Genomic DNA, 23,169 nt, shown 5'->3' on the forward strand with positions numbered 1-23,169 from the left:
ATAAGTACCTGCGCTACCGGCCGGTTTCATCATATTTCTGGATTTTTCATGAAGTCTTTTGCATTTGTCTTTCCGGGGCAAGGCTCGCAATCGGTTGGCATGCTCGATGGTTGGGGTGACCACCCGGTGGTGGCGCAGACCCTGCAGGAAGCCTCGGATGCTCTGGGTGAGGATGTTGGCCTGCTGATCAAGGAAGGCCCCAAGGAGGCTTTGGCCCTCACCACCAACACCCAGCCGGTGATGCTGGTCGCTGGCGTGGCGGCATGGCGGGTGTGGCGCGCAGAAGGTGGCGCAGCCCCGGTGGCCGTTGCCGGGCATTCGTTGGGCGAATACTCCGCTCTGGTGGCGGCTGGTGTGTTGACGCTCGCGCAGGCGGCCCCGCTGGTGCAGCTGCGTGCGGCGGCCATGCAAGAGGCGGTGCCTATCGGCACCGGCGCCATGGCGGCCATTCTGGGCATGGAGGCTTCCAAGGTCATCGCTGGTTGTGCCGAGGCTTTGGCATCGTTCGGGCCAGGTACGGCTGAGGTGGTGGAGGCTGTCAATTTCAACGACCCGATCCAGACCGTGATCGCTGGTACCAAGGCGGGTGTGGACAAGGCCTGTGAGGTGCTCAAGGCGGGGGGCGCCAAGCGCGCATTGCCCCTGCCAGTGTCGGCGCCTTTCCATTCCAGCCTGATGAAGCCTGCGGCTGAAAAGCTGCGTATGGCGCTGGCGGAGGTTGCGCTTGCTACCCCTCAGATTCCGGTGGTCAACAATGTGGACGTGGTGGTGCAGCAAGACGCTGATGCCATTCGCGAAGCGCTCTACCGCCAGGCCTTTGGCCCCGTCCGCTGGGTGGAATGCGTGCACGCGCTGAAAGGCCGTGGTGTGACGCACATCATTGAATGTGGCCCTGGCAAGGTGCTGGCAGGCCTCACCAAACGCATCGACCCTGAACTGGTCGGCGCAGCATTGTTTGACTCGGCCACGCTGGCTGAAACCCGGGAGTTGTTGGCATGACGGAATCGACTCAGACAGCAGTGCAGGCGGCGCAAGTGGCGCTGGTGACCGGTGCATCGCGCGGCATCGGTGCTGCCATTGCCCTGGAGTTGGCGGTGCGCGGCTACCAGGTGGTGGGTACAGCCACCACGGATGAAGGCGCTGCGCGCATCAGCCAGGCGCTGTCGGCTTACCCTGGTTGCCGCGGTGCCAATCTGAACGTGAACGATGTGGCTGCGGTTGAGGCCCTGATGGACGCCATCGTCAAGCAGCAAGGTGGCTTGCATGTGCTGGTGAACAACGCGGGCATTACGCGCGACACTCTGGCCATGCGCATGAAGGACGACGACTGGGATGCCGTGCTGGACACCAATCTCAAGGCGGTATTCCGCACGAGCCGCGCCGCGATCAGGCCGATGATGAAGCAGCGCTTTGGGCGCATCATCAGCATCACCAGCGTGGTGGGTGCGTCGGGCAATCCAGGCCAGGCCAACTACGCCGCGGCCAAGGCGGGTGTGGCGGGCATGACGCGCGCGCTGGCCCGTGAGCTGGGCAGCCGCAGCATCACCGTGAACTGCGTGGCACCCGGTTTCATCGAGACCGACATGACCTCCGTGTTACCCGAAGACCAGCAAAAAGCGCTCAATGCGCAGATCCCGCTGGGTCACATGGGCAAGCCGGCCGACATCGCGCACGCGGTGGCGTACCTTGCCTCGCGCGAGGCTGGCTATGTGACGGGGCAGGAGTTGCATGTCAATGGCGGCATGTACATGTAGTTATTGAAAGTTAACGCCGGTTCATCCGGACGGCGGGTCGTTTAGGGGCTTCTCCTTAAGCGGCTAGAATCGCGGATTCATTCACAACCCCCAGAGGGAAACCATGAGCGATATCGAAGCACGCGTCAAAAAAATCATTGCCGAACAACTCGGTGTGGAAGAGTCTCAAGTCACCAATGAAAAGGCCTTTGTGGCAGACCTCGGTGCCGACTCGCTCGACACGGTGGAACTGGTGATGGCTCTGGAAGACGAATTCGGCATCGAGATCCCGGACGAAGACGCCGAGAAGATCACCACGGTGCAAAACGCCATCGACTACGCCAACACCCACCAGAAGGCCTGAGCGGCGCCCTGCGCCTGACTCAAGCGATCAGCAGAAGGTTTTATACGCATGAGCCGTCGTCGCGTTGTCGTGACCGGCCTGGGTTGCGTCAGCCCCGTGGGTAACACGGTGGCCGAGTCCTGGGCCAATCTCCTTGCCGGCCAGTCCGGCATTGATCTCATCACCAAGTTCGATGCATCGAACTTCGCCTGCAAGATTGCGGGAGAGGTCAAAGGTCTTGACCTGGAGTCGTACATCAGCGCCAAGGATGCGCGCGCGATGGATACCTTCATCCACTATGGCATCGCTGCTGCAGCGCAGGCCGTCCAGGACGCAGGGCTTCCCACGGGCGAAGCGCTCAGTGAGGAGTTCGCCACACGCATTGCCTGCGTGATCGGCTCCGGCATTGGCGGCCTCCCGCTGATCGAAAACACCCACGCCGAGCTGGTCAGCCGCGGGCCACGGCGTATCACCCCATTTTTTGTACCTGCGTCCATCATCAACATGGTGGCAGGGCATGTGTCCATGCGCTTTGGCTTCAAGGGGCCCAACCTTGCCGTGGTGACTGCCTGCACAACAGGCTTGCACTGTATCGGCGAGGCAGGTCGTATGATCGAATACGGCGATGCGGACGTGGTCGTGGCTGGCGGTACCGAATCCACGGTATCTCCGCTGGGCATCGGCGGGTTTGCCGCCATGCGGGCCCTGTCCACCCGCAACGACGACCCCAAGACGGCATCCCGCCCATGGGATAAGGATCGCGACGGTTTTGTGCTGGGCGAAGGCGCCGGTGTGATGGTGCTCGAAGAGTATGAACACGCCAAAGCGCGAGGCGCCAAGATTTATGCCGAACTCAGCGGCTTCGGCATGAGCGCAGATGCAGGTCACATGACGGCACCCAACATGGATGGACCCCGCCGCGCCATGCTTAGCGCGTTGCGCAACGCCGGGATCAATGCCGATCAGGTGGATTACCTTAACGCCCACGGCACGTCCACTCCTCTGGGCGACATCAACGAAACCAATGCAATCAAAGCGGCCTTGGGCGACCACGCCTACAAGACCGTTGTGAGCTCCACCAAATCCATGACGGGCCACTTGCTCGGCGGTGCGGGGGGGATTGAGAGTGTGTTTACTGTGCTGGCACTGCATGAACAAAAAGTGCCGCCCACCATCAACCTGTTCAACCAGGATCCGGAGTGTGATCTCGACTACTGCGCCAATACGGCGCGGGACATGAAGATTGATGTGGCCGTCAAAAACAACTTTGGCTTTGGCGGCACCAACGGAACGCTGGTATTCAAACGCGTCTGATTGCGCGCATATACCAATCTCGGATTCGGTGGCAATACGTATCGCTCGTGGGCCTGCGGGCGATGTGTCATTGACTGTGGTGTCGGTCCGTCATCGAGTTGGCGCTTGATCCGTCCGTCGAAGGGAGCTGTCTTGTGACGCGGCTTTCGAGACGGCCTCCCTCTGTCCAATATTCGCTGCGTCGCAGTCGGGCTCTGGGCGTGCTGTTGGCTGCCTGGGTGCTTGCTGGTGGTGCCGTTTTGGTTGCCTGGATCGCTTTGGGTAGCCGTGCTGCGCATCTGTCCATCGCAGTGGCCCTGTGTTTCTGGCTGCCAGCGATGGCGGCTGCCATGCACTTTTGGTGGAGCCAAGCCCGTGGAGTTTTGCAGTTCGACGGCCAAGCCTGGACGCTGAACCGAGTGGCGCCGCCCACCAGTGTGCCGCTGACGCTTTCAGCGCCCCCGGAGGTGCTTCTGGATCTGCAGGCGCATCTGTGGGTGCGCATCTTGCTCGTCGGACATCCGCCGCTGTGGTTGTGGCTGGAGCGTTCCAGCCAGCCAGAGCGCTGGATGGACTTGCGCCGTGCGGTATATTCGCGCGCCAGATCGGGCGCTGACAACGCTGACGAAACCGCCCGGCAAGCTGCCCCAGGGCGTGAATACTGAGTATCCATGACTGTAATTCCGCCTTCCCCCTCCGAAGACAGCGACCTCCAACTGGTGGAGCGCACGGTAGCGGGCGACCAGCGCGCCTATGAATTGCTGGTCATCAAGTACCAACGCCGCATCGAACGACTGATCGGGCGCATGGTGCGCGACACGGACCTGGTGCAGGACATTGCCCAGGAAACCTTCATTCGCGCCTATCGGGCTCTGCACCAGTTTCGCGGCGACGCCCAGTTTTACACCTGGCTGTACCGGATTGCTGTCAATACAGCCAAGAAGGCGCTCATGGACATGAAGCGCAACCCGGTCATTTCCGAAAATGCATTCAGGGGTTCGGAGGACGAGGATGAAACTTCCCGCCTTGGACACGAACTAACCAGCGACGAAACCCCCGAAACTGTCCTTGCGGCCCAGGAAATCGCCCAGGTCGTGAATGCAGCCATGGAGGCCTTGCCCGATGATCTGCGCCAAGCTGTCACGCTGCGAGAGATTGAAGGGCTCAGTTATGAAGAAATTGCTACCGCGATGGGGTGCCCCATTGGTACGGTGCGATCTCGAATTTTTCGGGCGCGAGAAGCCATTTCGGCCAAAGTGCGACCCTTGCTCGAAAACCAGTCGGGCAAACGGTGGTGAGGTGATTGAATGAACAAGGCACAAACAGGTATCACCGCCTCGGCGGACGTCAGCTTGACCGGCAGACGGAGCGAACAGCTATCTGCGCTGGCGGATGGTCAGCTGCACGGCGATGAGTTTGCCGATGCGCTGGCCTGGGCGGCGGAAGACGAAGGACGCGACACATGGGCGGTTTACCACCTTGTGGGCGATGCGTTGCGTTCTTCTGATTTGGCGCGGCCAGCAAATCCAGCGTTTCTGTCCCGCTTGCGCGAAGAGCTGGCCAAGGAGGCTCCGCCACAGCGTCCCCGTGTTCCAGCACAGTTGGGCATCGTAGCCACCCCTCTGCCTGTGGCTGCCAATGCTTCGGTTTTCCGTTGGAAGATGGTTGCGGGCTTTGCGTCGCTGGCCGCCGTGGCGGCCATTGGCTGGACCTCGTTTTCCCAACTGCAGGGGGCGGGTGGAGCGGGTGCTCAACTGGCCGCGTCTTCCCCCGAGCGTGCGACGGCGCAAGGCGCGCCTGTCGTGGCTGTTGCTGATGCGGACGGCCAGCAAGTGATGATCCGGGATCCTCGATTGGATGAGTTGCTGGCGGCCCATAAGCAGTTTGGCAGTACGTCGGCCCTGCAGATGCCTGCTGGCTTTTTGCGCAACGCTACTTTTGAGACTCCTGACCGCTGAATCGTGAACGGTATGTCTGGCGCTGAGATCGTGTGATGAACCCCTCTGGAGTTGCGAAGGTCTTTGGAAATACCCGGGTTCGATGGCTTGGCTCGCTGATAGCCGCAGCGATGTGTGGCTTGTTCGTGGGGCCAGTGGCGGGGGCTCCTGCGGCATCCTCTGAGTCAACTACCACTGCAGTGGCCGAGCGCGACATGGCGCAGTGGATCGAGCGCATGCACAGCGCACCGTGCAGCCGAGCCTATGCCGGAACCTTTGTGGTGTTGTCGGCCAACGGCGCCATGTCCAGCTCACGCATCTGGCACGCATGTGATGGCCAGCAACAATTGGAGCGGGTTGAATCGCTCAGTGGCACTCCGCGCACGGTCTATCGCCGTAACGACGAAGTTCGTACCTTCCTGCCCCAGGCGCGCGTTGTGCGGTCAGACCGCCGCGATGCATCTGGGCTCTTTCCGCGCGTACCTGTGGTCAGCGGTACATCGATCGCCCAGTTTTACACGCCCCGCCTGCTGGGGCAGGAGCGGGTGGCTGGCTTCGTGTCGGACGTGGTCTGGTTTCAGCCTACGGATACCCTGCGTTTCGGTTATCGGCTCTGGAGCGAGCGCGAAACCGGGCTGGTGGTGAAGCTGCAGACGCTGGCGGCTGATGGTCGGGTCTTGGAGCAAGCGGCTTTTTCCGAGCTGGATCTCAATGCGCCGGTGAAGGTTGATCAGCTGACGCGTCTGATGGACGCGACGTCGGGTTACAAGGTGGTGGCACCCTCAGTGGTCAAAACTACGGCAAAGGCCGAAGGTTGGGCCTTGCGCCAGCCCGTGGCCGGGTTTGTGCCTGTCAGCTGTCACCGACGGGCGGTGTCTGACGCTCCGGATGCCTCCAGTGTCTTGCAGTGCTTGTACTCCGATGGACTGGCCTCGGTGTCGTTGTTTCTGGAGCCCTTCGACCCGCAGCGCCATCCCGCGCAGCCCCAAGTGTCCAGCATGGGCGCTACACAGCTGGTAGCCCAGCGTGGGCCGTCAGACACGTGGTTGACCGCAGTGGGAGAGGTACCTCTGCAGACACTGCGTCTTTTTGTAGGTCAGCTGGAGCGCCTGCGCTGACAGCCGCGCTGCCGATGGCTGCGGGCCGCCATACCCGGTCATTTGGCGGTTTGTGTGGGCATGGAGGGCGTGACGAATGCGGGGAACCATTTGGCGTCACACTCTTCACAGTCACACACAATTCGTGAACAGCATTCGCCAAGAATCAAGAAAGGTCGAAGATGCCGAAGTTTGATGGAAGTATGTTGCGTTCGGTGGCAGTGGCATGCCTGATGGGTGGTCTGGCCACGGTCTCGGTAGCGCCCCATGCGGCGTTGGCACAACCTGCACCGCTGGTTCGGGGTTTGCCTGATTTCACCGATCTGGTGGATCAGGTGGGGCCGTCGGTGGTCAACATCCGCACCGTCGAGAAAGCGTCCAGTCGAGCCAACGCCAATGGCATGGACGAAGAGATGCTGGAATTCTTTCGCCGGTTTGGGGTACCCATCCCCAATGCTCCGCGTCAACAGCGGCCTCAACGGCCTCAACAGGAAGAAGAGGCGCAGCCACGTGGAGTGGGATCGGGTTTCATTCTGACCTCTGACGGGTTTGTGATGACCAACGCGCATGTGGTTGAAGGCGCTGACGAGGTCATTGTGACCTTGACGGACAAGCGTGAGTTCAAGGCGCGCATCGTGGGGGCTGACAAGCGCACTGACGTGGCCGTTGTGAAGATCGAGGCGTCAGGATTGCCTGCTGTGAAAGTGGGGGATGTGAGTCGCCTCCGTGTGGGCGAGTGGGTGATGGCGATCGGTTCACCCTTTGGGCTGGAAAACACGGTCACTGCTGGCATCGTCAGCGCCAAGCAGCGCGATACGGGTGACTACCTGCCCTTCATCCAGACGGATGTGGCCATCAACCCCGGAAACTCTGGCGGGCCGCTCATCAACATGCGTGGTGAGGTGGTGGGCATCAACAGCCAGATCTATTCCCGCTCTGGCGGATTCATGGGTATTTCGTTCGCCATCCCCATGGATGAAGCCATCCGTGTGAGTGAGCAGCTGCGCGCTTCGGGCCGTGTGACGCGTGGCCGTATCGGTGTCCAGATCGGGCAAGTCACCAAGGATGTTGCTGAGTCGATTGGCCTGGGCAAGGCGCAGGGCGCTCTGGTGACCGGAGTGGAGGCAGGATCGCCCGCAGACAAAGCGGGTGTGGAGGCGGGCGACATCATCACGCGCTTTGATGGCAAACCCATCGAGAAGGTGGCAGACCTGCCGCGCCTTGTGGGCAACACCAAACCAGGCAATCGCAGTTCGGTGACGGTGTTCCGTCGCGGTGCATCCCGCGATCTGGCCATCACCATCGCGGAGATCGAACCTGACAAGCCCGCCACCAAAGTAGCCGAGCGCGAGGAGAAGCCCAAGGCCTCTGCCGCTGCACAGCAGATCGGTTTGTCAGTGACGGAACTGACGGATGCCCAGAAGAAGGAACTCAAGCTCAAGGGCGGGGTGGTCGTGGCGACCGCCACGGACGCGGCAGCACGCGCTGGCCTCCGGGAAGGGGACATCATCCTGTCGGTTGCCAACACCGAAGTGGCGGGCGTGAAAGAGTTTGAATCCGTGCTTTCCAAGGCTGATAAGAGCAAGTCCATCAATGTGCTGTATCGCCGCGGCGAATGGGCTCAGTACGCGCTGATTCGCCCCGGCAGATAAGCGCCACAAGCGAGAACGAGGATGGCCCGGAGTCGGGCCATTCCCTACGTTTCAAGGGGGCCATTGTCGGTGCTTGGTTTTTTTTGAGGGGTTGGTAGGAGGCGTCCACACCAGTCTGGATGTTAGCTTTTGCTAACTTTTCAGAGGTCCATCAACCAGTTTCGATAGAATAGAGACTTGCGTTCAACGCTTATCTGCATATCGACGGGCGCTCTGTTCACGATGTGGGATGTTTTTGAGCAATGCACAGTTGATCCACAGCTCACCCACAAGTTGTCCAGCGTTGTTCTTGTGCGGACTGTGTATAAACTGTGTATAAAATTCCTGTTGCACCCTGGCAACTTCCCTTGGATGCCGAGGGTCGGGCTTTTTCAGGCGGCCTTTTTGCCTACAATGAAGCTCCAACTATCGCAGTTGCCAATGATTGTTGGTTCAGGGCGCGTCGCCATTCGACGCGCCCTTTTTTCTTGTGCGCACTGTTTTAATTCAATCACTTGACGCTTTCCGTTGATGAATCACATCAGAAATTTTTCCATCATTGCGCACATCGACCATGGCAAGTCGACGCTTGCCGACCGCTTGATTCAGCGGTGCGGAGGTCTTGCAGACCGTGAGATGGAGGCCCAGGTTCTGGACTCGATGGATATCGAAAAAGAGCGTGGGATAACCATCAAGGCGCAGACCGCTGCGCTGCAGTACAAGGCCCAGGATGGGCAGGTCTACAACCTCAATCTGATCGACACGCCAGGGCATGTGGACTTCTCGTATGAGGTGAGTCGTTCGCTGTCTGCATGCGAGGGTGCGCTGTTGGTGGTGGATGCATCGCAGGGGGTCGAAGCGCAGACTGTGGCCAACTGCTACACCGCTCTGGATCTGGGTGTGGAAGTGGTGCCGGTGCTCAACAAGATGGATCTGCCCAACGCTGATCCAGACAACGCCAAGGCCGAGATCGAAGATGTGATCGGCATTGATGCCACCGACGCGATTCCTTGTTCTGCCAAAACCGGTATGGGAATCGATGAGATTCTGGAGGCGATTGTTGCCAAGGTGCCCGCACCACGTGGCAATGCCGATGGCCCGCTGCGCGCGATGATCATCGACAGCTGGTTCGACAGCTACGTCGGGGTGGTCATGCTGGTGCGTGTGGTCGATGGCCGCTTGCTCAAGGGCGAGCGCATCAAGATGATGGCCACGGGCGCGGTGTACAACGCCGACAACCTGGGGGTGTTCACGCCCGCCAACGAGCCGCGCAATTCCCTCGATGCAGGGCAGGTGGGCTACATCATTGCCGGCATCAAGGAGCTGCAGGCCGCCAAGGTGGGTGACACCATCACGCTCGAGAAGAAGCTCCCCAACAATGCAGGGCCTGCTACGGACGCGCTGCCTGGTTTCAAGGAGATCCAGCCCCAGGTGTTCGCAGGTCTTTACCCCACCGAAGCCAGCGAGTACGACTCGCTGCGTGACGCCCTGGAAAAGCTCAAGCTCAACGATGCTTCGCTCCACTATGAGCCCGAGGTGAGTCAGGCGCTGGGCTTTGGCTTCCGCTGCGGCTTTCTCGGACTGTTGCACATGGAGATCGTGCAAGAGCGGCTGGAGCGCGAATTCGACCAGGACCTCATCACGACGGCCCCCAGTGTGGTCTATGAGGTGGTCAAGGCCGACGGCGAAGTGATCATGGTCGAGAACCCTTCCAAGATGCCTGACCAGGGTCGTCTGGAGGAAATCCGCGAGCCTATCGTGACGGTCCATCTGTACATGCCGCAGGACTATGTGGGCCCGGTGATGACGCTGGCCAATCAGAAGCGTGGCGTGCAGATGAACATGGCGTACCACGGTCGCCAGGTAATGCTCACTTATGAAATGCCCCTCGGTGAGATCGTGCTCGACTTCTTTGACAAGCTCAAATCGGTCTCGCGCGGCTACGCCTCCATGGACTACGAGTTCAAGGAGTACCGTGCCTCCGATGTGGTGAAGGTTGATATCCTGCTCAACGGAGAAAAGGTGGATGCCTTGTCCATCATCGTGCACCGTTCGCAGTCGCAGTACCGCGGCCGGGCAGTGGTTGCCAAGATGCGCGAGATCATCAGCCGCCAGATGTATGACGTGGCCATCCAGGCGGCCATTGGCGCCAACATCATTGCGCGCGAAACCATCAAGGCACTGCGCAAAAACGTGTTGGCCAAATGTTATGGCGGCGATATCACCCGCAAACGCAAGCTTCTTGAGAAGCAGAAAGCAGGCAAAAAGCGCATGAAACAGATCGGATCGGTCGAGGTGCCTCAAGAGGCATTCCTGGCCATTTTGCAGGTGGAAGATTGATGCAATTCATGCAAATTTTGACGTCACTGGTGCTGACGGCCTTCGTGGGCTATATCGGTGCCTGGTATACCGGAGCTATCGAGGGCAACTTTGCACTGCTTTTGTTTCTGGCGACGGTCGTCACCGGCATCTACTGGCTGGCAGAGCGCATTTATTTTCTGCCCCGGCGGCGCCGCGCGGCGCAGGCCATCGAGGACGCAGCAACCGAGCGGCGTGCGGAGCTAGATCGCATGGGCATCCAGAAGGTGGATGTGGATGTGCAGGAAGCCAAGGGCCGCATCCTCATGCAACCCTGGTGGCTGGACTGGACTGCGGGGTTGTTTCCAGTCATCGCTGCGGTGTTTTTCTTGCGCTCGTTCCTTTTCGAGCCTTTCAAGATTCCATCGGGCTCCATGATCCCAACGCTGCTCGTTGGCGACCTGATTTTGGTGAATAAATTCACCTATGGCATTCGACTGCCTGTCATCAACACACGGTTGACCGAGGGATCCAGGCCCGTTCGCGGCGATGTTCTGGTGTTCCGCTATCCACCACAGCCCAGCATGGACTACATCAAGCGTGTCGTAGGGGTGCCGGGCGATGAGGTGGCCTACATCAACAAGCGCCTCACCATCAACGGTAAAGCTGTTGACACCAAGGCGTTGCCCGACTTCTTTGAAGAAGACTCCATGCGTTACTTCAAGCAGTTTGAAGAGCAACTGGGTGATCAGCCGCACCGGTTGCTGAACAATCCCGATGTGCCCGCTTTTGTACAAGGCGCCAGCAATTTTGCTTATCGCGAAAACTGCCGCTACAGTGTAGAAGGTGTCACTTGCAAGGTGCCGGAGGGGCACTATTTCATGATGGGCGACAACCGTGACAACTCGCTCGATTCCCGTTACTGGGGGTTTGTGCCCGAGGGCAACATCGTGGGCAAGGCCTTTTTTGTCTGGATGAATTTCGGTAATCTCAAGCGCATCGGCTCGTTCCATTGAGTGCGGGCGATTGCAAATAACATTGAGGGGGTCATTGATGAAAACATATCGCACTGCAAGCCGCTCAAGCCAACGCGGGCTGTCGTTTTTCGGGCTGATTTTTGTGGGGCTGATCGCTGTGGCGGCTTTTGCTATCGGAGGTCAATCAGTTCCGATCTTCCTAGAGTTCGCTTCGGCGAAAAAGGCCATTGAGAAGGCCAAGGTGGAGAGTACGGTGCCCGGGGTGCGCGCTGCGTTTGATCGTGCTGCGGCCATTGACGACATCAAATCCATCAAGGGGTCGGACCTTGAGGTAACGAAGCGAGGCGACAAGGTGGTGGTGTCTTTCAAATACTCGCGCGAGATTCCCCTGGCGGGCCCAGCCTATCTGGTCTACCGCTTTGATGCGCAGACCAACTAGGTGCAGCCCGGTCTTTTAGCTCTGCAGGATCGCCTGCAGCATGTGTTTGCCGATCCTTCGCTGCTCCAGCGTGCCACCACACACCGCAGTTTCTCTGCGGACCATAACGAGCGGCTTGAATTTCTCGGCGACTCGGTTTTGAACCTGGCGGTGGCCAGCCTGCTGTACCAGCGTTTGTCTGCCTTGCCCGAGGGTGACTTGTCGCGGGTGCGGGCCAATCTGGTCAAGCAGGACACGTTGCACCAGTTGGCGGTGCGACTCAAAGTCTCAGAGGTACTGCGCCTCGGAGAGGGGGAGGCGAAATCAGGGGGGCAGCAGCGCCCCTCCATCCTGGCGGACGCGTTGGAGGCCCTGATTGGCGCGGTGTATCTGGATGCCGGTTACGCCAGCGCAGAAGCGCTGGTGCACCGTCTTTTCCAGGGCGTGGAGATCAACCCGCAGATGCAGGCAGCATCCAAGGACGCCAAAACCGCGTTGCAGGAGTGGCTCCAGGGCCGCAAAATGAGGCTGCCGCAGTACAAGGTGGTCGCGACGGTGGGTGCGGCCCACCGCCAGACCTTTGACGTCGAGTGCGATATTCCCGAACTGGGCCTGACCGAGCGTGGCATCGGCGGTTCCCGCAGGGCAGGCGAGCAAGCCGCCGCCGCGGCCATGCTGGCCACATTGAAAGCAAAGAATTTATGAATGACGCTACCAAAGATGTAGCTCCTGACCAGGGTGCTGAAAGCGCCCCGGTGCAAAACGATCTGGAAGCCATGCTGGCTGCTGCGGGGGCTCCGGCGGCTGTGCCCGGCCAACGCTGTGGTGTGATCGCCATTGTTGGCAAGCCCAACGTGGGCAAGTCCACCCTGCTCAATGCCCTGGTGGGGCAAAAGATCAGCATCACCTCGCGCAAGGCGCAGACCACGCGCCACCGCATCACGGGCATTCGCACCCTGGACCAGACGCAGTTCATTTTTGTGGACACCCCTGGCTTCCAGACCCGGCACGCCACCGCACTCAACAAGTCGCTGAACAAGACTGTGATGGGCGCGATTGGCGACGTGGACCTGATCCTTTTTGTGGTGGAAGCCGGCAACTTCACGCTGGCGGATGCCAAGGTGCTTTCGCTGTTCAAGCCGGGCATTCCCACGCTGCTGGTGGCCAACAAGCTGGACATGGTGCACCGCCGTGCCGAGCTGGCTCCCTGGCTCAAGAGCATGCAGGAGCGCCACCCGTTTGCCGAGTTCGTGCCCATGTCGGCCAAGAACAAGGGCGACATCGAGCGTTTGTTTGGCATCTGCGCCAAATACCTGCCCGAGCAGGCCTGGTGGTATGGCGAGGATGAACTGACCGACCGCAGCGAGAAGTTCCTGGCCTCTGAAACCGTGCGCGAGAAGCTGTTTCGCTTCACGGGCGACGAACTGCCCTACACCTCGACCGTGGTCATCGACAAGTTCGATGAGGAAAAGAGCAAGCAGCACAAACGCCTGGTCAAGATTGCCGCCACCATCGTGGTGGAGCGTGACAACCACAAGATGATGGTCATTGGCGACAAGGGCGAGCGCCTGAAGCGCATTGGCACCGAGGCCCGCCAGGAGCTGGAAAAGCTCATGGACGCCAAGGTGTTCCTGGAGCTGTGGGTCAAGGTCCGCTCCGGCTGGGCCGATGACGAAGCCCGGGTCCGCTCCTTCGGCTACGAATAACCCCGAAAGCTGACTTCCCCGTCTTCCTGCGCGCACACCCCGCAGCAGGCGTCACGGGCGATCCCTCCGTACCATTCATCCCCGCAGCACCGTGGCCGTAGCCAAGCGCATTTCTGATGAACCTGCGTTCGTGCTGCACAGCTACGACTGGAGCGAATCCAGCCTGATCCTGGAAGTCTTCTGCCGCCAGCAAGGGCGGACCGCACTCGTGGCCAAAGGGGCCAAGAAGCCCAGCTCCAACTTCCGCCCGGTGCTGCTGCCGCTGCAGCCCTTGCTGGTGACCTACACGCTCACGGGCGATGGCCATGCGGACATCCACACGCTCAAGGGCGCCGAATGGGTGGGGGGGCATGTGATGCCCACGGGAGATGCCTTGCTGTCGGGCATGTACCTCAATGAACTGCTGCTGCGCCTGCTGGCGAGGGCAGACCCGCACCCGGCATTGTTTGATGCCTATGCAGGAGTGGTGCGCGTGCTGGCCAGTGAGCATGGCGATGCGCTCGAGGCGGTGCTGCGCAGTTTTGAGCTGCTGCTCCTGCGCGAGATCGGCCTCTTGCCGGGACTGGACGTGCAGACCATGACCTTCGCCCCCCTGGAGCCGGGCACCCGCTACACCCTGGTGCCCGAAGGCGGCTTGCGTGCCGCGTCGGCAGCGGACCGCGCAGGCCTGCTGGGCAGCCAGTGGCGGGCCCTGCAGCATGGCCTGGATGACGTGGCCAGCTACACCGCCACCTTGCGCGCATGTGCCCCCGTGGCGACTGAACTCAAGCCGCAGCTGCGTGCCCTGCTGCAATACCATTGCGGCAGCCCGACGCTGCGCACCCGCCAGCTCATGATTGATTTGCAGGCCCTATGAATCCATCCTCTCACTCTCCCCTGCGCACCGCCTTGTCCGTCAATGTCAACAAGGTGGCCTTGGTGCGCAACACGCGACACCTGGGCATTCCCAGCGTCACCCGCGCGGCCGAGTTGTGCCTGCAAGCGGGTGCGCAGGGCATCACGGTGCACCCCCGGCCCGACGAACGCCACATCCGCAGCCAGGACGTGCATGAGCTGGCAACCCTGATGAAGGCATGGCCCGACCGCGAATACAACATCGAGGGCAACCCGTCGCAGAACCTGATGGACTTCATTCGCCAGGTGCGCCCCCAGCAGGCGACTTTTGTGCCCGACAGCGAGGACCAGTTCACCAGCGACCACGGCTGGAGCTTTCCGCAAGATGCCGAGCGCCTGGCGCCGCTGGTGGCTGAATGCAAGGCACTGGGTGTGCGCGTGAGCCTCTTCATGGACCCGGTCCCCGAGCAAATGGCAGCGGCCAAGGCCGTGGGAGCCGACCGGGTGGAGCTGTACACCGAGCCCTATGCCGCCGCCTGGGGCTCGGCGCAGCAGGCGGCCGAGCTCAAACGCTATGCCGCAGCCGCCCAGGCCGCGCTGGACGTCGGATTGGGCGTCAACGCTGGCCATGACCTCAACCGGGACAACCTTGCGGCTTTTGTGCGCGAAGTGCCGGGCGTTCTGGAGGTCTCGATTGGCCATGCGCTGATTGCTGATGCGCTGGAGCTGGGCTACGCCGCAACCGTGCAGGCGTACCTGGACTGCATTGCCCAGGGCTTTTTGGGCGCTGGGAACTCCTGATTTGATAGCTGCAGAAGCATGTTTCACTAGCGCTTCTAGCCATTTTGATTGAAATTTCATGATCTACGGCATCGGCACCGACATCTGCGACGTGCGCCGCATCGCGGCCAGCCTGGCGCGCCACGGCGATCGCTTTGCTGAAAAGGTGCTGGCCGAGGGCGAACTGGCCACCTGGCGTGAACGCAGCGCGCGCTGGCCCGACCGGGGTTTGCGCTACCTTGCCACCCGGTTCTCGGCCAAGGAGGCTTTCAGCAAGGCGATCGGTCTGGGCATGCGCATGCCGATGACCTGGCGCCATTGCGAGGTCGCCAAGCTACGCAGCGGCCAGCCTGTCATCGTGCTACACGGCGCGCTCAAGGAATGGTTTGAGGCCCAAGGCTTGCAGGCGCACCTGAGCGTGACCGACGAAACCGACTACGCCGCCAGCTTCTGTGTGGTAGAAAAAATCCAAACCAAATTACCTTGAAGCGCATGATTCATATGTGCTGATAGCTATCAATTGAGTAGCAATTGACCCTTGAAACGTCCCATGACTGAACACGCACCCCTGATCCTCGACGTCGCTGGCACCACCCTCAATGCCGATGACCGCCGCCGCCTGGCGCACCCACTCACGGGTGGTGTCATCCTGTTTGCCCGCAACTGGGAAAACCGCGCACAGCTGCTGCAGCTCACCAGCAGCATCAAGGCCGTGCGCGACGACCTGTTGATCTGTGTGGACCACGAAGGCGGCCGCGTGCAGCGTTTTCGCACCGATGGTTTCACCCACCTGCCGCCCATGCGTGCGCTGGGGGAGATGTGGATGGATGACGGCAAGGGCGCCAAGGCTGTGCCCGGCAGCGGCGCCCTGCGCGCCACCAATGCGGCCACGGCGGCGGGTTATGTGCTGGGTACCGAATTGCGCGCCTGCGGTGTGGACTTCAGCTTCACGCCCGTGCTCGACCTGGATTGGGGCGAAAGCGGAGTGATCGGAGACCGGTCCTTCCACCGCGACCCCCGTGTGGTGGCGCTGCTGGCCAAGAGCCTCATGCACGGCCTGCTGCAGGCGGGCATGGCCAACTGCGGCAAGCACTTCCCTGGCCACGGCTTTGTCAAGGCGGACTCGCACACCGAGGTACCTGTAGACAAGCGCAGCCTCAAGGCCATCCTGGCCGACGATGCGGCGCCTTACCCCTGGCTCAGCAGCACGCTCACCAGTGTGATGCCGGCCCATGTGATCTACCCCAAGGTGGACAACCGCCCCGCCGGTTTCTCGCAGCGCTGGCTGCAAGACATCCTGCGCCGAGAGATGCGTTTTGATGGCGCGATCTTCAGCGACGACCTCAGCATGGAAGGTGCCCGCCGCCTGGACGGCCAGGTGGTCAGCTACACCGATGCCGCCGTGGCGGCGTTGGAAGCGGGTTGCGACCTGGTGCTGCTGTGCAACCAGAGCGTGGGCGATGGCAAGGCGGTGGACGAACTCATCACGGGCCTCGACAACGCCCGCAACCAGGGGCGCTGGCAACCCAGTGTGGACAGCGAATCCCGCCGCCTGGCGCTGCTGCCCGAAACCCTGCCGCAAGCCTGGGATGAACTGATGTACCAGCCTGCCTACCTGCAGGCGCTGGACCTGTTGCCTTGACCTGCGCGTGGTGGTGTGTCCGGTACGGCGCCACCCCTTGCGGTGCCGAGTGTGTTACCCGCTAGGGCGTGTTGAAGGGCCCTGGCGTCACAGGTGTCGGTGCGGCCGGTGAGGCATTGGCTATCGCATCCGCAGTGGTCGCAGGCGGGGCAGGGGGCGGCGGTACCCCCTGAAACCTGCGCACCACGCGCTGGAACACCAGCGCATTCGGAATCTGCAGCCAGGCCGTGTGACCGGTGGCTGCCCCGTGGTCTTCCAGCGTGGTGTAAAGCAGGTTGATGTCCACCACGCGCCCCTTGGCGCCAGGCTTCTCTGCGGTGTCCAGCACCTCGATGTAGTCGCCGATCTTGAAGGGCCGCACGGTGAAGATCAGCAGCGCACAAAACAGGTTGGACAGCACGCTCCAGGCTGCGAAGAACGCGACGGCACCCACAGTGGCAAAACCGGTGAAGGCGGTCCAGAGCACCGTGGCGGACACCCCCATGCGCTCCAGCACCAGCAGCACGGCGCTGGCAATGATGAGCCAGCGGATCAGGCCGTTGATGGGCACCAGCAGTTCATTGGGCAACTGGTAGTGGGCGCTGGCACGGCGCACCAGGCGCCTCAGTGTGCGCTGCAACAGCCAGGCGACAAACAGAATCAGCAGGATCTGCGATCCAGGGATGATGACCTCAAGCCAGTCCTGCATCCACTCGGGCAGTCGGGTTTTCAGAACTTGCATGCGGGAGACGGCGGTACGGGCGTTGCGTTCGGTCGCGTCGAACGAGAAGAAGTGGAAGAAACTCAATTGCGCAATTGCTCCACGGTGTCCATTTGCATTTCAAAACTGAAGAAGCGGTTGCGGCCCTGGGCCTTGGCGGCATAGAGCGCCTGGTCGGCCCGCATGATCATGCTCTCGGCGTTGGTGCTGTCGTCGGGCACGCAGGTGGTGATGCCACCCGACAGGGTCAGTGTGTCGCCCAGTGGGGAGTCTGCGTGTGCAATGGCACGCACCTTGAGCAGCTGCCCCAGGGCGCGTGCAAAGGTCATGGCGCCGGAGCGGGGCGTGTTGGGCAGGATGAGTGCGAACTCTTCCCCCCCGTAGCGCGAGGCCACGTCCCGGGGGCGCACACAGACCTCGCGCAACAGGCGGCCCACCTCTTTCAGGCAGGCGTCTCCTTGCACGTGGCCGCTGGCGTCGTTGAAAAGCTTGAAGTGGTCCAGATCGCACAGCATCAGCGTGAGCGGCGTGCCGTCGCGTCGCGCGGCCAGGATCTCGTTGTGCAGGATGCGGTCAAACCCGCGGCGGTTGACGAGGCCCGTGAGCGCATCGATTTCCACCATCTCGTTGAGCCGCTGGTTGGCGACATGCAACTCGGCCGACATCGACACCAGCCGTCGGCGCATGTCCAGCAACCGCCGCATGGCGCGCAGCTTGGCCATCAGCACGATGGGCTTGACGGGTTTGACCAGGTAGTCGTCGCCCCCCACCTCAATGCCGCGCCACACATCCAGTTCGTTGTCCAGGCCCGACAGGAAGATGATGGGCGTCCAGTCCCCCGCCTCGCTCTCACGCATCTGCTGCGCCACCCAGTAGCCATCCTGGCCCGGCAGCTTGATGTCCAGCAGCACCAGATCGGGCCGGTGGGTCTTGAACAGATGCAGCGCAGCCGGGCCCTCGGGTGCCTCGAAGATGTCTGACACCCCCGCCCGCCGCAGTTCGGCCACCAGCGCCGCGCGCACGGACCCCTGGTCTTCGACCACCAGTACCGAAAAAGCATTGCCCGAAGGCGGGGGCTCGTTGGCAGGGTAGGGCGCGTTGCTGGAGCTGAAGGGCACGGTATGTCTCCTTGGTGCCTGGTGACCGGTAGAGGGGGCAGTCGCAGACCGCCCTCCGACGCAAATCAGGCCTCAGGACTCGCGGCGCAGCGCAGGGAACAGAATCACGTCGCGAATGCTGGGGCTGTCAGTCAGCAGCATCATGAGGCGGTCAATACCAATGCCGCAACCCCCCGTGGGTGGCATGCCGTACTCCAATGCGCGCACGAAGTCGTGATCGTAGAACATGGCTTCGTCGTCGCCACTGTCTTTGGCGGCCACCTGGGCATGGAAGCGTGCGGCCTGGTCTTCGGCGTCGTTTAGCTCGCTGAAGCCGTTGCCGAACTCGCGGCCGGTGATGTACAGCTCAAAGCGCTCGGTCACCTCGGGGCGGGTGTCGTTGGCACGCGCCAGGGGCGAAATTTCGGTGGGATGTTCCATGATGAAGGTGGGCTGCCACAGCTTGTCTTCCACCGTTTCTTCAAAGTACAACACCTGCAGGCTGGCCAGCGTGCGGGTCGAGAGCTTGTCCTTCTCTTCGGTCATGCCCAGCTTCTTCAATGCGCTGATGAGCCAGGCGGCATCGTCCACATGGGCACCGGCCTCGGTGTACTGGAAGATGGCTTCACGGATGGTCAGGCGGGCAAACGGCTGGGTCAGGTCCACCGCGCGGCCCTGGTAGGGCATCTGCAGCGAGCCCGTGGCCTTGAGCGCCACTTCACGGATCAGCGTCTCGGTGAAGTCCATCAGGTCCAGGTAGTTCCAGTACGCCGCGTAGAACTCCATCATGGTGAACTCGGGGTTGTGGCGCACCGAGATACCTTCGTTGCGGTAGCTGCGGTTGATCTCGAACACGCGCTCGAAGCCGCCCACGATCAGGCGCTTCAGGTACAGCTCGGGCGCGATGCGCAGGTACATCTCCTGCTCCAAAGCATTGTGGTGCGTCACAAACGGCTTGGCATTGGCACCGCCCGGGATGGGGTGCAGCATGGGCGTTTCGACTTCGAGGAAGCCGTGGCTCACCATGAACTCGCGCAGGCCGCTCACGGCCTTGCTGCGGGCCACGAAGCGCTTGCGGGCCTGCTCATCGGTGATCAGGTCCACATAGCGCTGGCGGTACTTCTGCTCCTGGTCGGCCATGCCGTGGAACTTGTCGGGCAGCGGGCGCAGGCTCTTGGTCAGCAGGCGCAGGCTGTTCACCTTGACCGACAGCTCGCCGGTCTTGGTCTTCATCAGCAAGCCTTCGGCACCCACGATGTCGCCCAGATCCCAGTGCTTGAAGGCCGCATACAGCTCTTCGCCCACAGCGTCACGGGTCACGTAGAGCTGGATACGCCCACCCACTTCGCCCAGCGAGCCATCCTGGATCGTGGCGAAGCTGGCCTTGCCCATCACCCGCTTGAGCATCATGCGGCCAGCTACAGACACATTCACCGGCGTGGCTTCCAGAGACTCGTTCGTGGCAGCGCTGTGTTCCAGGTGCAACTGGGCAGCCTTGTGGCCGGGCTTGAAGTTGTTGGGGAACGCAACGCTACCGCCGTTGGCCTGGGCTTCGCGCAGAGCGCGGAGCTTTTCGCGGCGCTCGGCGATGAGCTGGTTGTCGTCCTGGGGGGGGAGGGTGGTGGTGGTGTCAGACATGGAGAGCCGCCCGCAAATGGAGGCGTTCAGAGGCGTTATTCGAACCAAAACCTGTTATTTTAGTTTTTTGCACGTGCCGTGGGGTGCTTGTACCCGTCTGAGCCCGGATAATTTGCCGCATGTTTCTTAAAGCGGGCCTCCTCTCACTGCTGTTGCTGCTGGTCAGTCGCGTATTGGGGGTGTTACGTGAAACAGCATTGGCCGCTGCTTTTGGCAGCTCAGGCATGGCAGATGTGGCCATCGTCATGTTGACCCTGCCGGATTGGCTTGCGGGCGTATTCGTCAGCGGTGCGTTGGCCTATGTTCTGCTGCCGCATTGGGCGAGAGAGTCAGCCGCGCAGCAGAATGCCACACAACATCGGGTGGCCAGGTATCTGCTGTGGGGAAGCATCCTGCTTGCAAGTGTGATGATGGCGACCCATGCTTCATTGGGGTCTCTGCTGGTGCCGGGAGTATCTCTTTCCCTTGAGGGCTCAGTCGGTCAAGCGGTTGTCTGGAGCGCTCTTGCCTTGCCAGCCGCCATGCTGGCGGGTCTGTGGGCAACGCGGCTGCAGCATGAGAGGGACTTCCTGGGCATGTATAGCGCGAACCTGGTGGTCAATGGTGTGTTGATCACAGCCCTGGTCTTTTGGAGCACGCGTGGATCTGCGACGGGCGAAGGGGCGGTGCCAACGTTGGGTGTCTTTCTGTTGGTAGCGGTCTTCATGAGGCTGCTGTGGCAGGGCTGGCGCATGCGACCGCTGTACCGCCATGGCAACTCCCCGCCCTCTTCTTCCATCGCGCCTGGCCCTTTGCCCGGCTGGCGCATCTGGATATGGGCGGTTTTGGGGGCCGGTCTGCCACTGACCTTGCCCTTCGTGGCGCGTACCTTCGCGTCTGGCGCGGGTGAGGGGGCTCTTGCTACCTTCAACTATGCATGGAAACTGGTGGAGTTGCCGTTGGTTCTGGCGATCCAATTGGTGGCGTCGCTGGCTTTCCCCGCCATCGCCCACGCCCACGGTAGGCAAACCGACTCTGAAAATTCAAACGAGGAAGCGATGGCATCTGCCGTACGCGGCGCCTTGATATTGGCCTGGACATTGGCCTGCGCAGCAGCAGCAGCGTTGTTGGTGGGGGCTCCCGCTATCTCCAGTGTGCTCTTCGGCTGGGGGCGCATGCAAGCCTCAGCTTTGGTGCAGATTGCAGCCTGGGGTAGTGTGGGTGCCTGGGGCTTGTTGCCGCAAGCACTTTTGGCAGTAGCTTTGACAATTTTGGCCACCGTAGGGCGCATGCGTTTTGCAGTGCTGGCCTATGCGCTCGCCCTGGCGATAGTGCTCGTTGCTGGAGTCATGGGTTACACGGCGGGGCACCAGTTGATGTGGGCTCTGAACGCGGGGTTCCTTGGTGCTGCGGTGGTGGCTTGGGGTGCGCTGGGCGTGCCTGCCATGCGGCGCTGGGTTCCGGTGAGGGCCTTACTGTCGCCCTTTTTCATGCTGGTGGCCTGGGTGGCCGCGACGCAATGGCTTGGCCTTGCAGGAGCAACGCCTTCTTCGATTTCTGGATCAAAACAGGTTCAAGCGTTTCTTCTATCTGTGGTAGCTGCTCTCTTTGTTATAGCGTCTGGTTGGTTCGTTGGCCCCGGATTGCGCCAAGCCCTGCGGTCATAATCCGATCCCAACCATGATGGATTTTCTACAGATCACCAATGACCCAGATCTGGCGCGCCGTTGCGATGCGCTGCCCGGTATGCGCTTGTTTGTCGATCTGGAAAGGAATGGCAAGGCCGCGCGCCAGGCAGGACGTAACACGTTCATCAGCACGCACCAACCCGAGGATGTAGGTCGTATCAAGGCTCAGTTGCGGCGGTCCCAGTTGATGGTGCGGGTGAACCCGTTGCACGAAGGCACGGCCATGGAGTTGGACACAGTGCTGGCGCAAGGTGCCGACTCGGTGATGTTGCCCATGTTCCAGACCCCCGACGAGTTGCGTGCCTTCAGCCGTATCGTGGCAGGGCGGGCTCCTATCGTGGCGTTGCTGGAGACGGCGGGTGCACTGCATTCACTGGATGCTTGGGCGGATACCCCGGGGCTGTGTGAAGTGTTCGTGGGGCTGAACGACTTGCATCTGTCGCTGGGCTGCAGATTCATGTTCGAGCCCCTGGCGCAGGGGCTGCTGGACGGCGTGGCACTCAAGGCTCATGCGTATGGATTGCGCTTTGGTTTTGGCGGCATCGCACGATTGGACGAAGGGCTGCTTCCGGGCCGTGATGTGTTGGCTGAGCATGTTCGCTTAGGCTCACGAGGCGTGATTTTGTCGCGCACTTTTCATCGACCAGACGAATCGGGGGCTGCCGTGCACACCTTTGAGGCCGAGGTTGAAGCCCTGCGGCAGTCTGAGCAGACCTTGTCAACGCGTACGCCAGAGCAGGTCGTTGCAGACAGGCTACGTATCAGCAGTGTGATACGTTCTATTGCAACGTCCATGTCCGTGCGGACTGTAGAGGCAGTGGATTGAAGCGCGGCGTGGATATCGTGCTTTCCTTGGTGGCGCTGCTGGTCCTGAGCCCGCTGCTGTTGGTGGCTGCGCTGGCGATTGCTTTAGAAACGGGTTTTCCGGTTCTTTTCCGGCAGACCCGCCTGGGTCTGAATGGCCAAGAGTTCGGCATGTACAAATTTCGCAGCATGGTGAAGAATGCGGCTCAGATGGGTCCATATTTCACCGCTGAAAATGATCCGCGCATCACCCGCGTTGGCCGCTTCATACGCCGCACCAGCATCGATGAACTGCCTCAGCTAATTAATGTGCTTACGGGTGAGATGAGCTTAGTCGGCCCGCGTCCCGACGTGCCCGCTCAGCGCAGCCTATACACCGACGCTGACTGGGCGCAGCGTTGCAGCGTGCGACCCGGTATCACAGGGCTGGCTCAGGCCCTGTACCGGTCCGATTCGACAGAGGTGCAGCGGCTCGAAGCCGACCTGTGCTACACACGCGAAGCTTCGCTCTGGCTCGACCTGAAGATCTGCTGGTGGACATTCAAGCGCCTGGGCGGCCAGGGCGCGAACTGAA

General features: G+C 61.3%; 24 protein-coding genes. 21 read left to right on the plus strand and 3 right to left on the minus strand.

Features of this window, described 5'->3' with window-relative positions; all coding sequences use genetic code 11:
- Positions 1-48 precede the first annotated feature (48 nt).
- The 18 genes from fabD (at position 49) to nagZ (ending at position 16,689) form a co-directional block, all read left to right on the plus strand.
- Positions 49-999, plus strand: a complete 951-nt coding sequence (gene fabD / locus IB236_RS02505) for an ACP S-malonyltransferase (protein ID WP_192418647.1) — start codon at positions 49-51, stop codon at positions 997-999.
- Positions 996-1,754 carry a 3-oxoacyl-ACP reductase FabG gene (gene fabG / locus IB236_RS02510; RefSeq protein ID WP_056061353.1) on the plus strand — a complete coding sequence of 253 codons (759 nt, stop codon included), beginning with the start codon at positions 996-998 and terminating at the stop codon, positions 1,752-1,754. The genes fabD and fabG overlap by 4 nt, the downstream gene beginning before the upstream one ends.
- Before the next feature lie 103 nt (positions 1,755-1,857).
- The gene (gene acpP, locus IB236_RS02515; protein WP_003058049.1) at positions 1,858-2,097 is read left to right on the plus strand and encodes an acyl carrier protein; all 240 of its coding nucleotides are present in this window, start codon (positions 1,858-1,860) and stop codon (positions 2,095-2,097) included.
- 48 nt (positions 2,098-2,145) lie between these two features.
- Complete coding sequence (gene fabF / locus IB236_RS02520; protein WP_056061355.1) at positions 2,146-3,390, plus strand: beta-ketoacyl-ACP synthase II; 1,245 nt, start codon at positions 2,146-2,148, stop codon at positions 3,388-3,390.
- Between the two features lie 329 nt (positions 3,391-3,719).
- A complete protein-coding gene (locus IB236_RS24245) occupies positions 3,720-4,034 on the plus strand; it encodes a hypothetical protein (RefSeq protein ID WP_225580908.1) in 315 nt (104 codons plus the stop codon).
- Between the two features lie 6 nt (positions 4,035-4,040).
- Positions 4,041-4,667 (plus strand): RNA polymerase sigma factor RpoE, encoded by a 627-nt coding sequence (gene rpoE, locus IB236_RS02530; RefSeq protein ID WP_015013192.1) that lies wholly within the window; start codon positions 4,041-4,043, stop codon positions 4,665-4,667.
- A gap of 9 nt (positions 4,668-4,676) precedes the next feature.
- Complete coding sequence (locus IB236_RS02535; protein WP_192418649.1) at positions 4,677-5,327, plus strand: sigma-E factor negative regulatory protein; 651 nt, start codon at positions 4,677-4,679, stop codon at positions 5,325-5,327.
- 110 nt (positions 5,328-5,437) lie between these two features.
- Entirely contained in the window at positions 5,438-6,424 is a 987-nt protein-coding gene (locus tag IB236_RS02540) for a MucB/RseB C-terminal domain-containing protein (RefSeq protein ID WP_225580909.1), read from the plus strand.
- A gap of 161 nt (positions 6,425-6,585) precedes the next feature.
- Positions 6,586-8,055 carry a Do family serine endopeptidase gene (locus IB236_RS02545; protein ID WP_056747590.1) on the plus strand — a complete coding sequence of 490 codons (1,470 nt, stop codon included), beginning with the start codon at positions 6,586-6,588 and terminating at the stop codon, positions 8,053-8,055.
- 510 nt (positions 8,056-8,565) lie between these two features.
- A complete protein-coding gene (gene lepA, locus IB236_RS02550; protein ID WP_056061364.1) occupies positions 8,566-10,374 on the plus strand; it encodes a translation elongation factor 4 in 1,809 nt (602 codons plus the stop codon).
- A complete protein-coding gene (lepB, locus tag IB236_RS02555) occupies positions 10,374-11,348 on the plus strand; it encodes a signal peptidase I (RefSeq protein WP_146871236.1) in 975 nt (324 codons plus the stop codon). The genes lepA and lepB overlap by 1 nt, the downstream gene beginning before the upstream one ends.
- A 37-nt stretch (positions 11,349-11,385) precedes the next feature.
- Entirely contained in the window at positions 11,386-11,748 is a 363-nt protein-coding gene (locus tag IB236_RS02560; RefSeq protein WP_056747597.1) for a DUF4845 domain-containing protein, read from the plus strand.
- Entirely contained in the window at positions 11,749-12,432 is a 684-nt protein-coding gene (rnc, locus tag IB236_RS02565) for a ribonuclease III (protein ID WP_146871235.1), read from the plus strand. It abuts the gene before it with no gap.
- Entirely contained in the window at positions 12,429-13,433 is a 1,005-nt protein-coding gene (era, locus tag IB236_RS02570; protein ID WP_146871234.1) for a GTPase Era, read from the plus strand. Before rnc ends, era begins: the two co-directional genes overlap by 4 nt.
- Positions 13,434-13,524: 91 nt before the next feature.
- Entirely contained in the window at positions 13,525-14,289 is a 765-nt protein-coding gene (recO, locus tag IB236_RS02575; RefSeq protein ID WP_056061385.1) for a DNA repair protein RecO, read from the plus strand.
- Positions 14,286-15,068 carry a pyridoxine 5'-phosphate synthase gene (locus tag IB236_RS02580; protein WP_146871233.1) on the plus strand — a complete coding sequence of 261 codons (783 nt, stop codon included), beginning with the start codon at positions 14,286-14,288 and terminating at the stop codon, positions 15,066-15,068. Before recO ends, IB236_RS02580 begins: the two co-directional genes overlap by 4 nt.
- Before the next feature lie 58 nt (positions 15,069-15,126).
- Positions 15,127-15,534 (plus strand): holo-ACP synthase, encoded by a 408-nt coding sequence (acpS, locus tag IB236_RS02585; protein ID WP_056747600.1) that lies wholly within the window; start codon positions 15,127-15,129, stop codon positions 15,532-15,534.
- A 63-nt stretch (positions 15,535-15,597) separates the two neighbouring features.
- The gene (gene nagZ, locus IB236_RS02590) at positions 15,598-16,689 is read left to right on the plus strand and encodes a beta-N-acetylhexosaminidase (protein ID WP_146871232.1); all 1,092 of its coding nucleotides are present in this window, start codon (positions 15,598-15,600) and stop codon (positions 16,687-16,689) included.
- A 61-nt stretch (positions 16,690-16,750) separates the two neighbouring features.
- Here the strand turns inward: nagZ and IB236_RS02595 are convergent, their stop codons facing one another.
- From IB236_RS02595 to lysS, 3 genes are all read right to left on the minus strand, one after another.
- Positions 16,751-17,410, minus strand: coding sequence for a mechanosensitive ion channel family protein (locus tag IB236_RS02595; protein WP_146871334.1), 660 nt, complete (start codon positions 17,408-17,410; stop codon positions 16,751-16,753).
- A 62-nt stretch (positions 17,411-17,472) separates the two neighbouring features.
- Positions 17,473-18,507: a diguanylate cyclase domain-containing protein gene (locus IB236_RS02600; protein ID WP_146871231.1), complete on the minus strand. Its 1,035-nt coding sequence runs from the start codon at positions 18,505-18,507 to the stop codon at positions 17,473-17,475.
- A gap of 72 nt (positions 18,508-18,579) precedes the next feature.
- The gene (lysS, locus tag IB236_RS02605; RefSeq protein ID WP_192418653.1) at positions 18,580-20,124 is read right to left on the minus strand and encodes a lysine--tRNA ligase; all 1,545 of its coding nucleotides are present in this window, start codon (positions 20,122-20,124) and stop codon (positions 18,580-18,582) included.
- A 119-nt stretch (positions 20,125-20,243) separates the two neighbouring features.
- On the opposite strand from lysS, the gene IB236_RS02610 reads away from it, so the two are divergent.
- The 3 genes from IB236_RS02610 to IB236_RS02620 are packed head-to-tail and all read left to right on the plus strand — an operon-like array spanning position 20,244 to position 23,168.
- Positions 20,244-21,770, plus strand: a complete 1,527-nt coding sequence (locus tag IB236_RS02610; protein ID WP_192418655.1) for a lipid II flippase MurJ — start codon at positions 20,244-20,246, stop codon at positions 21,768-21,770.
- 13 nt (positions 21,771-21,783) lie between these two features.
- A complete protein-coding gene (locus IB236_RS02615) occupies positions 21,784-22,617 on the plus strand; it encodes an aldolase/citrate lyase family protein (RefSeq protein WP_192418657.1) in 834 nt (277 codons plus the stop codon).
- Between the two features lie 8 nt (positions 22,618-22,625).
- Positions 22,626-23,168 carry a sugar transferase gene (locus tag IB236_RS02620; protein WP_143227249.1) on the plus strand — a complete coding sequence of 181 codons (543 nt, stop codon included), beginning with the start codon at positions 22,626-22,628 and terminating at the stop codon, positions 23,166-23,168.
- Position 23,169 lies beyond the last annotated feature (1 nt).

The organism is Acidovorax sp. ACV02, from assembly GCF_014851475.1.
Classification (GTDB): Bacteria; Pseudomonadota; Gammaproteobacteria; order Burkholderiales; family Burkholderiaceae_C; genus Acidovorax; species Acidovorax delafieldii.